The organism is Streptomyces sp. NPDC058279 (assembly GCF_042881255.1).
Classification (GTDB): Bacteria; Actinomycetota; Actinomycetes; order Streptomycetales; family Streptomycetaceae; genus Streptomyces.
Map to the genome: position 1 here is coordinate 83,871 of NZ_JBHVYA010000019.1, position 12,328 is coordinate 96,198.

The 12,328-nt window shown below is 72.8% G+C and carries 8 protein-coding genes; 5 read left to right on the forward strand and 3 right to left on the reverse strand.

Annotated elements, in window-relative coordinates; genetic code table 11:
* The first annotated feature begins 168 nt into the window (after window positions 1-168).
* The 3 genes from ACFVXJ_RS27045 to ACFVXJ_RS27055 all read left to right on the forward strand — a co-directional run bounded on the left by ACFVXJ_RS27045 (window position 169) and on the right by ACFVXJ_RS27055 (window position 4,710).
* Window positions 169-1,164 (forward strand): SMI1/KNR4 family protein, encoded by a 996-nt coding sequence (locus ACFVXJ_RS27045; RefSeq protein WP_389665523.1) that lies wholly within the window; start codon window positions 169-171, stop codon window positions 1,162-1,164.
* Window positions 1,165-1,171: 7 nt separating this feature from the next.
* Window positions 1,172-3,688 (forward strand): SUKH-4 family immunity protein, encoded by a 2,517-nt coding sequence (locus ACFVXJ_RS27050; protein WP_389665525.1) that lies wholly within the window; start codon window positions 1,172-1,174, stop codon window positions 3,686-3,688.
* Between the two features lie 161 nt (window positions 3,689-3,849).
* The gene (locus ACFVXJ_RS27055) at window positions 3,850-4,710 is read left to right on the forward strand and encodes a cellulose-binding protein (RefSeq protein WP_389665527.1); all 861 of its coding nucleotides are present in this window, start codon (window positions 3,850-3,852) and stop codon (window positions 4,708-4,710) included.
* A 112-nt stretch (window positions 4,711-4,822) separates the two neighbouring features.
* On the opposite strand, the gene ACFVXJ_RS27060 is transcribed toward ACFVXJ_RS27055, so the two are convergent.
* The 3 genes from ACFVXJ_RS27060 to ACFVXJ_RS27070 form a co-directional block, all read right to left on the reverse strand.
* Window positions 4,823-5,716 carry an alpha/beta fold hydrolase gene (locus ACFVXJ_RS27060; RefSeq protein ID WP_389665529.1) on the reverse strand — a complete coding sequence of 298 codons (894 nt, stop codon included), beginning with the start codon at window positions 5,714-5,716 and terminating at the stop codon, window positions 4,823-4,825.
* A gap of 142 nt (window positions 5,717-5,858) precedes the next feature.
* Entirely contained in the window at window positions 5,859-6,770 is a 912-nt protein-coding gene (locus ACFVXJ_RS27065) for a hypothetical protein (protein WP_389665531.1), read from the reverse strand.
* A 186-nt stretch (window positions 6,771-6,956) separates the two neighbouring features.
* Window positions 6,957-8,603 (reverse strand): MFS transporter, encoded by a 1,647-nt coding sequence (locus ACFVXJ_RS27070; RefSeq protein WP_389665533.1) that lies wholly within the window; start codon window positions 8,601-8,603, stop codon window positions 6,957-6,959.
* Window positions 8,604-8,937: 334 nt separating this feature from the next.
* Here ACFVXJ_RS27070 and ACFVXJ_RS27075 point away from each other — a divergent pair, with 334 nt between their 5' ends.
* Entirely contained in the window at window positions 8,938-9,714 is a 777-nt protein-coding gene (locus tag ACFVXJ_RS27075; RefSeq protein ID WP_389665535.1) for an ABC transporter ATP-binding protein, read from the forward strand.
* Entirely contained in the window at window positions 9,711-12,287 is a 2,577-nt protein-coding gene (locus ACFVXJ_RS27080) for an ABC transporter permease (RefSeq protein ID WP_389665537.1), read from the forward strand. Before ACFVXJ_RS27075 ends, ACFVXJ_RS27080 begins: the two co-directional genes overlap by 4 nt.
* The last annotated feature ends 41 nt before the right edge of the window (window positions 12,288-12,328 follow it).

Genomic DNA, 12,328 nt, shown 5'->3' on the forward strand with positions numbered 1-12,328 from the left:
GGGACAGCCTGTCAAATGTCCCGTGTGGTGTGGAAGCGGGGTCGAATTTTCGTATCAATTCGGATGTTGCGGGCCGTGGTGTGGGTGCGGGGCCGGTGGGCGGATGTCGCTCTTGCGGGAGCACATAGGCTGTGGTGAACCAGCCAGATCCAGCAGGGGGCTACCGCCATGACGACAGGTCGGCTCGGGCAGCAGGCCCCGCCACCCAACGCCGCTTATTCGGGGCAGGTCGTGCATTTTCCGGACCCGGTCCGGGCTGCCCGGCATCCTCACGGGGTCCGGATGGGCGGTGAGGGGCATCCGGATTTCTCTCCTTATGCGCGGGCGGCGGTGGAGATCGCGGAGCCGCCGGAGGGTTTCGGTGTGGACGAGCTGCGGCTGACGGACTACGTGTCCGCGAACGCGGCGATGCGCGCGGTGGGTCATGAGTTGTGGGACACGGTGGGTGCGGTGGCGACTCCGCACGGGTGGACCTGGCACCACGTGGCCGGGTCGCGCCGGTTGGAGTTGGTTCCGGTCGAGGTGAAGGCGTTGTTGCGGCACCACGCCGGGTTGGCGACGGCGCCGGTGGACCACGAGAAGCGCGGTACGCGGCCCTTGCAGGAGGTGCGGCCGGTGCACCTGGAGCTGCCGAAGTCGGTGGTTTCGGTGTCGGAGCGGCAGGTGCAGGGTGTGGAGGAGGACCTCGGGTACCGGTTGCCGGAGGCGTACCGCTCGTTCCTGAAGGCGGCCGGGGGTTGTGCGCCGGTGGGTGCGGGGCTGGATGTGGAGTTGGGTCTGTTGGTGGACCAGCCGTTCTTCACGGTGCGTGAGGAGGCTGCGGTCAATGACCTGGTGTACGTCAACAAGTGTCTGCGGGACCACCTGACGAAGGACTATCTGTGTGTGGCTTTCGTCCAGGGCGGGTTGCTGGCGGTGAAGGTGAAGGGTGAGGGGATCGGCTCCGTGTGGTTCTCTCCGTACGACGACGCGCGGGACCGGGACGGTTGGTCCGTGCAGGAGCGCGTGGAGCGGCTGTTGTTGCCGTGCGGTGCTGATTTCGATGCCTTTCTGGAGCGGTTGGCGGGCAACCCGCCGGAGTTGGAGACGGTGGCCGGTCTGATGGTGGACGGCGGATTCGCACGCTCGGTTCCCGTCGCGGGTGCCGCTCCGGTGGAGGGGTGACGGCGCGGTGGTGACGTTTGCGCAGGCGCAGGAGCGCGCCGAGGAGTGGATCAACGGGGACGTGCCCGCGTACCAGCACCGTGAGGTGCGGGTGCGGGAGTTCGGGCTCGGGTTCGTGGTGTGGTCGGAGGACCGGGCGGGTGGTCCGGTGTCCGGTGGTGGCCGGCAGCGGCTGGTCATCGCGCGGGACAGTGGTGAGGTGACGTTGTGGCCCGGGTTGCCGGTGGGTGAGGTGATCCGGCGGTACGAGGAGGAGTACGGGGCGGGGTCGACGCCGGTGGTGGAGGCTTCGGTGCCGTCGCCGCGGATCGACTCGGAGCAGACGTCGTTCATGTTGAGCCCGCCGGAGTGGTTGCAGGAGGCGGCGGATCGGGCGGGCATCCCTCCGGCGGGTGCCGATTCCTCGGTGGGTGGCGCGTCCGGTGTTTCGGGTGGGTCTGGTGCGTCCGGTGGGTCTCCGGTTTCCGGTGGGGTAGACGCCGCTGCCGGTTCCGGGGCTGCCGCCGCGCCTGTTGCGCCTGCCGTGCCTGCCGCGCCTGTGTCCTCGGGGCCGGCCGGCGCCGTTTCCGACGTGGTGCCGCTCCGGCGCGGCGGCGAGGTGCCGTACGAGCCGACCGCCAATGACGGGGTGCCGGCGGGGACGACGCCGTGGGCGGGGACGGATGTGAACTCCGGCGCGGACGAGCCGTCGGTGCCGTTGCCGGCGACGGTGTTCGCGCCGCCGCTGTCGGGATCGGACCTGGAGGAGCGGGCGGGGGCGCCTTCGGGGGTGGCTCCGGAGGCGAAGACGACGTTGATGTCGGGCGGTAGCCAGTTGCCGAGGACGGCCATAGCGCCGGCCTTGGGGCAGGGTGCCGGGGACATCGCCGACGCGCCGACGAGCAAGGCGCAGGTGTCACGGCCGGGGGTTTCCAGGGCAGCGGCCGGTGCGCCGGCCGACGTGCCGTCCGCGCCTCCCGCGCCGCCCGCGCTGCCGGGGGCTTCTGGTGCGCCGGGTGGTGGGCTTGATCACGCTGCGACGATGTTGGCCGGTCCTGCTGTGGTGGGGCCGCCGGCTCCGCCCGGGCCGCCGCCTGCTCCTGGTGTGCCGGCGGGTCCCGGTGTGCCTCCGGGTCCGCCTGGGGTGCCGGGTGCGCCTGGGGTTCCGGGTGCCGGTGGTGGGCCGGGTGGTGGGCTTGATCATGCCGCGACGATGTTGGCGGGTCCTGCTGTGGTGGGGCCGCCGGCTCCGCCCGGGCCGCCGCCTGCTCCTGGTGTGCCGGCGGGTCCGGGCGTGCCTCCGGGTCCGCCTGGGGTTCCGGGTGCCGGTGGTGGGCCGGGTGGTGGGCTTGATCACGCTGCGACGATGTTGGCGGGTCCTGCTGTGGTGGGGCCGCCGGCTCCGCCTGCCCCGCCCGGTGTTCCGGCGGGCCCCGGCGGGCCCGCGGGCGGCGCGCACCACGCCGCGACGATGCTCGCCCACCCCGGCGCGCCGCAGCCTCCCGGCCCTCCCGGCCCCCCGCCCGGCGCGCCGCAGCACGGTCCCGCTCCCGTCGCCCAGCCCGGTGTCCCCACGGTGGGTCCCGGCTACCAGGCCGTCTTGCGCTACCGCGCGCCCGACGGCTCCGAGCAGCAGCTGATCCGTCGTTCCGCGCCGGGCACGCCGCACCCCGAGTGGCAGATCCTGTACGAGCTGCGCGCGATGAACGTGCCTCCGCAGCAGGTGCTGGAGCTGCACACGGAGCTGGCGTCCTGTGAGCTGCCCGGTGGCTACTGCGCGCGGATGATCCGGGAGACGTGGCCGCAGGTGCGGATCACGAGCGTGGCGCCGTACGGGACGGAGCACGCGAGCCGGCAGCAGGGCATGCGGCACCTGATCACCCACCAGAGCGAACTGCACCAGGTGGCGGACGGTCCGGCGCGCCCCGCGCCGGTGCGGGCGCCGCTGCCGCAGGTTCCGCTGCAGCCGGCGATCCCGCTGGACGCGATCGCGCAGGAGCTGGCGGGGGCGTTCGGGCCGCAGGGCGTGTTCCGTTTCGAGCAGCGGGCGGTGTCCCGTCAGGGTGTGCCGGAGATCGTGGCGCAGACGCTGATGTGGTCGGGTCTGCCGGTGGACTTCGGGCCGTTCTTCTGGGCGCAGGCCGTGCCGGGTCAGCCGTTGCCGACGCTGGCCGAGCTGGCGGCGCAGCGGCAGGTGCAGCCGGCGTCGGACGCGGGTTCGTACCTGGTGGTCGGCAGTGACTTCGGCAAGGCGCTGTGCGTGCAGTACGGGACGGCGCACATCGTGGCGGTCCCGGTGGAGGGTGGGCCGGGCGGGGCGCCGGTGCCGCCGCAGTTCGTGAATTCGAGTCTGCCGCAGTTCGTGCGCTCGCTGGCGATGCTGGGTCAGATGTGGCGGCTGCGGCAGCACTTGACGCCGCAGCAGGCCGGTCGGTGGACCGTCGATTTCCAGGCGAATCTGGCCGGGCTGGACAGTGCGGCGCTGGCTTCGCCGGAGAGCTGGTGGTCGGTGTTGCTGGAGCAGATGTGGGACGGGCTGCTCTGATCGCACCCGTCGGAGCAATGGCCGGGCCGGAGCCCCTGCAAAGGGGTTTCGGCCCGGCCATTCCGGCTTCTGGTGGCAAATGACGCATCCTTGACGGGAATCCCCGCGAGAGAGGCGCTTCCAGGATGAGTGCACCGATGTCACCTCAGGGACCTCAAGGATTGGCGACCGCGCGCGGTCGCGGCTACCGGACGGATCAGGTCGACCGGTACCTCGCACGGCTGTCGGGCAGCCGGGACGAGGCGTGGGAGCGGGTGGCGCGGTTGACGGTCCTCGCGAAGCGGATGGAGTCGGAGGCGGACCGGCTGCGGGAGGCGGTGGCGGCGCTGGCGCCGCAGACCTACGACGAGCTGAGCGAGCGCGCGCGGCGCATCCTGGCGTTGGCGCAGGAGGAGGCGGAGGCCGTACGGGGGGAGGCGCGCGGGGACGCGTCGGCGACGCTGGGCGCGGCGGACGCGTACGCGGACCGGGTCGCGGAGCTGGCGCGGCAGGACGCGCACGCGGTGGTGGAGCAGACCGAGGTGCGGGCGCGGCAGGGGCTGGAGCGGGCACAGCGCGAGGCGGACGAGGCGCGGGCGGAGGCCCGGGACGACGCGGCGCGGTGGCGGGCGGAGGCGCACGCGGCGCTGGTGGAGACGCGCCGGCGGGCGGACGTGCTGGTGGCGGAGCGGGAGCAGGATCAGCGGGAGCGCCGGGAGTCGGCGGAGCGGGAGATCGCCGCGCGGGAGGCGGACCAGGAGGCGCGGCTGTCGGAGCTGGAGCGGCACGCCGAGGCGCGGCTTTCGGAGGCGCGGCGGGGCTTCGCGGAGGCGGAGGAGGCGGCGCGGCACGGTCAGGAGGACGCGGAGGCGCGGGCCGCGGAGCTGCTCGCGGCGGCGCGGATCCGGGAGGAGCGGGTGGGGCGGGAGACGGAGCGGGTGCTGCGGGAGCACGCGGAGGCGCAGGAGGAGATGCGGGCGCACATGAACCATGTGCGGTCGAGTCTTGCGGCTTTGACGGGGCGGGCGCCGGCGGAGGGCTGAGCGAGCGCCCGCGGGGCTCGTCCGCGGCGCTCGGTCTGTGGCACTTCCTTCTATGGCGCCGTGACGCCGTGGCGCGGAGCGCGCCCGGCGCCGTCGGGCTCCGCCCCGCGCCTCACACTCCCCCGGGGCCGCCCCGGCCGGATGTCAGGAAGCGGTGGATCAGCGGGGCGATGTCCGCGAGGTGGGTTTCCAGGGCGAAGTGGCCCGCTCCGTCGAAGAGGTGGAGTTCGGCGTCTGGGGCGTCGCGGAGGTACGCCTTGGCGCCCGCCGGGGTGAAGAAGGGGTCTCCCACGCCCCACAGCACCAGCACCGGAATGCCCGCCGAGCGCAGCCACGCCTGCCAGGTGGGGTAGTGGCCGAGGTTGGCGGCGTAGTCGAAGGCGAGGTCGGTCTGGGCGTCGGCGCGGCCGGGCAGGCCGAGGTAGTGCAGGTCCAGGGTCCAGCCGTCGGGGGAGAGCAGGCTCGGGTCGGCGACGCCGGTCTCGTACTGGGACCGGACGGCCTCGGGGGTGAACAGGGACCGGACCTGCTCCTCGGTGCCGGGGACCTCGCGGCGCAGGCCGGTCAACTCGCGGGCGGCGTCGGACAGTCCCTCCTCGTAGGCGTTGCCGTTCTGGACGATGAGCGCGGTGATGCGTTCCGGTCGGCGCACCGCGATCCGCAGGCCGACGGGGGCGCCGAAGTCGAAGGCGTAGAGCGCGAACCGGTCCAGTGCGAGGGCGTCGGTGAAGCCCTCCACGATGTCCGCGAGCCGGTCGAAGGTGTACGTGAAGCCTTGCGGGGTCTCGGTCCGGCCGGAGCCGGGGTAGTCGGGGGCGATGAGGCGGTACGGGGTGTCGCCGAGGGCGTCCATCAGGCGGGTGAACTGGTGGGAGGAGGTGGGGAAGCCGTGCAGGAGCAGGAGGACGGGGGCGTCGGCGGGTCCGCTTTCGCGGTACGCGACGGTGACGCCGTCCACCTCGACGGTGTGGTGGCGGACGGAAGGGACGGGGGGACGGGGGGTCATCACATGCCTCCAAGGCGGTGGGTGGTCACGGACGTTCCCCTCGTCGGGGAGCCGTCGCGCCGGACCTGCTGAACACCTGCCCCGCGGACGGGGATCCGATCGCCGATCGGCGGTGCTTGCCCGAGTGCTTGCCCGCGGCCCGTCACCGCTGCCCGGCGGCGTCCGCCACCGGCGCGGGCGCCGGAGCCGGGGCCGGGGCTGATGCGGGGGTGGGGGTGGGGGTCGGGTTCGTCGGGGCGGGCGGCGGGGTGGTGACGAGGTACGGGTCGCTGCGCAGGCCGTGCGAGGTGACCACCACCGGGAACGGGGTGGCGGGAGGGCTGGGGACGGAGACGGTGAGCGTGCCGGACAAGGGGTCGCGGACGGCGGGGACGACGGTGTCGGCCACCGTCACGCGGGCGTCGTCGAAGCCACCGCCCTCGATGGTGAGGACGCCGTCCGCGAAGGCGACGTGCGTGATCACCGGGTTCGCGCGGGTGGCCACCTTGTTCACCAGGTACGCCCCCGCCGGGGCCCCGGTCAGGGCCCAGATCTCCGCGGGCAGGTGGGGGAGGCCGCCGCCGACGTCGGCGAGGAAGAAGAGGATGACGTAGAGCATCGTGACCGCGCTCAGCGCCACGTACTGGAGGTCGACCAGGTCCGTGCGGCCGCTGTCGTTCGCGATCAGTTCCCGTAGCGGCCGGCGGCCCGTGGTCGTGGGTTTGGGGGCCGGTTTGGCGAGGCTGCCGTTGCCGACCCGGATGCCGACGACCGTCTTCGCCCCGATCAGCGCCACGTAGGGGCCGCCCAGCAGCGGCAGGTAGACCGAAGCCAGGGTGGACAGCGGGCCGTGTTCGCCTTGGAGCCAGCTGATTCCGCCGCCCGCCGTCAGCCCGTAGGCGAGGCAGGTGAGCAGCAGCCAGACCAGGATCACGGTCCAGGCGAGGGCGAGGGTGGTGGAGGTGGAGAGCCGGCCGTCGCGGCCGGTGATGAAGCCGGGGTGGTGGTAGAGCCGCAGGGCGGTCGGGCCGGCCAGGGCGGCGAGTAAGGCCAGGGCGAGGAGTGCGGACGTCATGGGTCCCCCGTGTGGTGTCGCGGGGCGGTGGGTCGCCCCACGAAGGAATACCCGGCCGGCCCGGAGCATGACAACTCGCGGGGGCTACTCCCGGCCCTGCGGCGGACGCCGGGACCGCGCCGGGACCGCGCCGGGACCGGGCCGGGACCGCGCCCGGACCGCGGCCCGGACCGCGCCGGGGAAGGGCTACTCCTGGCCCGGCAGGACGGGGAACCTGCGCGGGGCCACCGTCAGCAGGATCAACAACGCGGCCACGGCGGCGACGGCCGCACCGAGGAAGATGTGGTGCACGGCCGCGTCCACGGCGGATCGCAGGTGGTCGGCGGCGGCCCGGGGCAGGAGTTCCGGCCGGGCCAGCGCCTTCGACACACCGTCCAGGTGGTCCGGTAGCCCGGGTACGGGGGCCGGCGTCAACCGGGCGGCGATGGTGGCGTTGGCGACGGCCCCCATGAGGGCCGCCCCCACGCTCTGGCCGACCTGCCGGGAGAACAGGACGGAGGCCGTCGTGGTGCCCCGCTCCGCCCAGACCACCGTGGACTGGACCCCGGCGATCAGCGGGAGTTGGAACAGCCCCAGGGCGGCGCCGAGCAACAGCATGACCACCGCGGCCTGCCAGGGCCGGGCCGGGTAGGGGAGCAGGGTGAAGGAGAACAGCACCACGGCGGCCACCCCGACCCCTACGGCGGCGGTGTCGCGGAAGCCGATGCGCCGGTACACGTGCTGCGCGAGGGAGGCGCTGATCGGCCAGGTCAGCGTCATGGCGGAGGCGACGAGCCCGGCGTTGACGGCGCCGAGGCCGAGCACGGCCTGGGCGTAGGTCGGCATGAACACCTGGGGGGCGGCTATCAGGAGGCCGAGGGCGACCATGGCGAGGTTGACGGCGGCTATCGTGCGCCGGCGCCACACCCAGCCGGGGAGGATCGGTTCCTCGGCCCGTCGTTCCACCCGGACGACCAGGGCGGCGAGGAGGGCGCCGGCGGCCAGGAGCCCGAGGGAGGGCGCGGAGAGCCAGGGCCAGGTGACGCCGCCCTGGACGACGGCGAAGAGCAGGACCCCGGCGCAGGCGAATACGCCGAGGGCGCCCGCCCAGTCGATGCGCCCCCGGTGCCCGGCCGGCCGGGCCGGTTCGGTGAGGTGGCGGACGATGATGACCAGGGCGGCGAGGGCGAGCGGCAGGTTGATCAGGAAGATCCAGCGCCAGTCCGCGTAGGTGGCGAGGACGCCGCCCACCGCCGGGCCGCCGACGGCGGAGGTCGCCCAGACGACGGTCATCCGGGACTGGATGCGGGGGCGGTCCTTGAGGGGGTAGAGGTCGGCGGCGAGGGTTTGGACCGTGCCCTGGAGGGCTCCGCCGCCCAGGCCCTGGAGGATGCGGAAGGCGATGAGGGCGGCCATGTTCCAGGCGGCGGCGCACAGCAGCGAGCCGAGGAGGAACAGGCTGATGCCGACGAGGAGGACGGGCCGGCGGCCGTAGGTGTCGGAGAGCTTCCCGTACACGGGCAGGGTGACCGTGCCGGCGAGCACGTAACCCGCGAAGATCCAGGAGAAGACGGAGAAGCCGCCGAGGTCGCCGACGATCTGGGGGACGGCGGTGGAGACGATGGCGCCGTCGAGGGCGACGAGGCCCATGGTCAGCATCAGTGCGGCGACGACGACGGTCTTCGGCCGCCCGGGCGGGGTCGCGCCGGCCTCCGCCTCCTTCGCCGCCGCCCCGGGCGCGAAGGCGGCCCCGGCGGCCCCGGCCGCCCCGTGCTCGCAAGCTTTGGCTGAAACGTTTCTCCTGCTCCGGTTCCGCGCACCCTCCCCGGGGCGGCTCCCCGCCTGCTCCCCCATGGCCACCGAAGTCCCTCCACCCTGCCACGCGTCTGCGGGGAACACCCTCTCACCGGGGACCGGCCGGTGGTATCCCCGAGCCCCGCCGTCCCACAGGCAGACATCCCCTAGGGGTCCCCTCCCCACAAAGAGCGAGGGGTCTTTCGTCCCGGCGGAGGAGGTGGCGGAGGCCGGCGGGTCCTTAACTGGTTCATATGAGCGGGGCCGGCCGGGGGTGGGGGTAACCCCCGTACGGACAGGGCCACGGGCACCAGTGCGCCACGCGCCCCCGCTCAACAGACTTCAACCGGCGATCCGCGCCGCACCGACGAGGGGAAACACCGTGACAACGGCCATGACCGAAACCAGGCAGGGGGCCACTGGGGGGCATTCCGCCGTCGCGGCCCGGGCGCGCGAAGTCGTCAAGGCGTACGGCTCGGGCGAGACCCGGGTCGTCGCCCTCGACCGGGTCGACGTGGACATCCACCGGGGCCGGTTCACCGCGATCATGGGCCCCTCCGGCTCCGGCAAGTCCACCCTGATGCACTGCCTGGCCGGTCTGGACACCGTGACCAGCGGCCACATCCACCTGGACGACATCGAGATCACCGGCCTGAAGGACAAGAAGCTCACCCGGCTGCGCCGCGACAAGATCGGTTTCATCTTCCAGGCGTTCAACCTGCTGCCGACGCTGAACGCCCTGGAGAACATCACGCTCCCCATGGACATCGCCGGCCGCAAGCCCGACGCCCAGTGGCTGGCCCGGGTGGTGGAGACCGTGGGCCTCGCGGGCCGGCTCAAGCACCGGCCGACCGAGCTGTCCGGCGGCCAGCAGCAGCGCGTGGCGGTCGCCCGCGCCCTCGCCTCCCGGCCGCAGATCATCTTCGGTGACGAGCCGACCGGCAATCTGGACTCCCGCGCCGGCGCCGAAGTCCTCGGCTTCCTGCGGCAGTCGGTGGACGAGCTGGGCCAGACCATCGTGATGGTCACCCACGACCCGGTCGCGGCCTCCTACGCGGACCGCGTGATCTTCCTCGCCGACGGCCGGATCGTCGACGAGATGGCCAACCCGACCGCCGACCAGGTGCTGGACCGGATGAAGGACTTCGACGCACGCGGGCGGACCTCGTGACCGTCATGAAGACCGCGCGGCGCAACTTCGTCGCGCACAAGGGCCGGATGGTCCTCTCCGCCGTCGCCGTACTGCTCTCCGTTGCCTTCGTCTGCGGCACGCTGGTGTTCACCGACACCATGAACACCACCTTCGACAAGCTGTTCGCGGTCACCAGCTCCGACGTGACGGTGAGCCCGAAGGAGGTCGACGCGGACACCGCGTCCGGCGACCGCGGCAAGCCCGAGGTGCTCGCCGGCGCGGTCGTCGAGCGGGTCTCGAAGATCGAGGGCGTCAAGGCCGCCGAGGGCGGGGTGATCTCGGCGGCCGTGACCGTCGTCGACGCCCGCAACGAGAACCTCGGTTCCGACGGCGGCGCGCCGACCCTCGCGGGCAGTTGGACCGAGAACGAACTCAAGTCCATGAAGATCACCTCCGGTCACGCCCCGCGCGGCCCGACCGAGGTCATGATCGACGCCGACACCGCGAAGAAGCACCACCTCGCGCTCGGGGACGACATCCGCACGATCGCCGTCACCGGCGACAACCGGGCCAAGATCGTCGGCATCGCGTCCTTCACCGTCACCAACCCGGGCGCGACCGTCGTCTACCTCGACACCGCCACCGCCCAGCAGCTGCTGCTCGGCGCCCCCGGCAGCTTCACGCACATCAACGTCACCGCCAAGGACGGGGTCGGCGACGAGCAGCTCAAGCAGAACATCGCCAAGGCCGTCGGCGCGGACACGTACAAGCTGCAGACCGCCAAGGAAGCGGCGGACGCCAACCGCAAGAGCGTCGGCTCGTTCCTCGACGTGATGAAGTACGCGATGCTCGGCTTCGCCCTGATCGCCTTCCTCGTCGGCATCTTCCTGATCTTCAACACCTTCTCGATGCTGGTCGCCCAGCGCACCCGCGAGATCGGCCTGATGCGCGCCATCGGCGCCGACCGCAAGCAGATCAACCGATCCGTCCTCGTCGAGGCGTTCCTGCTCGGCGTCGTCGGCTCGCTCCTCGGCGTCGGCGCCGGGGTGGGACTGGCCGTCGGCCTGATGAAGCTCATGGGCCGGATGGGCATGGAGTTGTCCACCGACGACCTGACGGTCGCCTGGACCACGCCCGCCGTCGGCCTGTTCCTCGGCATCCTCGTCACCGTCGTCTCCGCCTACATCCCCGGTCGCCGAGCCGGGAAGGTCTCGCCGATGGCGGCGCTGCGCGAGGCCGGCACTCCCGGCGACAAGCGGGCCGGCCGGGTCCGGGCCGCGTTCGGGCTGGTGCTGACCGGCCTCGGCGGCGCCGCGCTCTACCTCGCCTCGGCCGCCGACAAGGCCACGCAGGGCTCGCTGTGGCTGGGGCTCGGTGTCGTGCTGACCCTCATCGGGTTCATCGTGGTCGGCCCGCTCCTCGCCGGGATCGTCGTACGGGTGCTGGCCGCGCCGGTGCTGCGGCCCTTCGGTTCCGTCGGCCGGCTCGCGGAGCGCAACGCGCTGCGCAACCCGCGCCGCACCGGCGCCACCGCCGCCGCCCTGATGATCGGTCTGGCGCTGGTCGCCTGCCTGTCGGTGGTCGGTTCCTCGATGGTGGCCTCCGCGACCGCCGAGCTCGACAAGTCGGTCGGCGCGGACTACATCGTCAACGCCCCCTCCGGCCAGCCGGTCGTGCCGCAGGCCGAACAGGCGCTGCGGGCCGCCGCGAAGCTGGACCACGTCACCGCCTACCGCGAGATCCCGGTGAAGATCACCGCTCCCGACGGGTCCACCACCGACGACGACCTGGGCGCGCAGGACCCCACGTACGCCAAGGACATCCGGCGCACGATGACGGCCGGCGAGCACGCGGCCGCGTACGGGCCGAACGCGATGTCGGTCGGCTCGCTCTACGCCACCGAGCACCACCTGAAGCTCGGCGACGAGCTGACGGTCGCCTTCAACGGCGGCAAGACCACCAAGCTGAGGATCGCGGCGATCACCAGCGACGAGGGCAACCTCGACAAGGGCATGAAGTACACCAGCACCGCCGTCGCCGAGGCGAACCTCCCGGCCGACAGGCTGCCGCGCCCCTTCATGCTGCTGGCCACGGCCAAGTCCGGCCAGGCGGACGCCGCCTACGACGGGGTCAAGGCCGCGCTGGCGCAGTACCCGCAGTACAAGGTGCTCAACCAGGCCGACTACAAGCAGGCCCTGCGCGACCAGGTCGGTCAACTGCTGAACATCGTCTACGGGCTGCTCGCCCTCGCGATCATCGTCGCGGTGCTGGGTGTCGTGAACACCCTGGCGCTCTCGGTGGTCGAGCGGACCCGGGAGATCGGCCTGATGCGTGCCATCGGTCTCTCCCGGCGGCAACTGCGCCGCATGATCCGCCTGGAGTCGGTGGTCATCGCCCTGTTCGGCGCGCTGCTCGGGCTGGGCCTGGGCATGGGCTGGGGTGCGACGGCGCAGCGGCTGCTGGCCCTGGAGGGTCTGAAGGTGCTGGAGATCCCGTGGCCGACGATCCTCGGGGTGTTCGCCGGCTCGGCCCTGGTGGGCCTGTTCGCCGCGCTGGTCCCGGCGTTCCGGGCGGGGCGGATGAACGTACTGAACGCGATCGCCACCGACTAGTTCGGAAGGCGGTCGTCAACGGGGGTACACCGGCCCCGGTC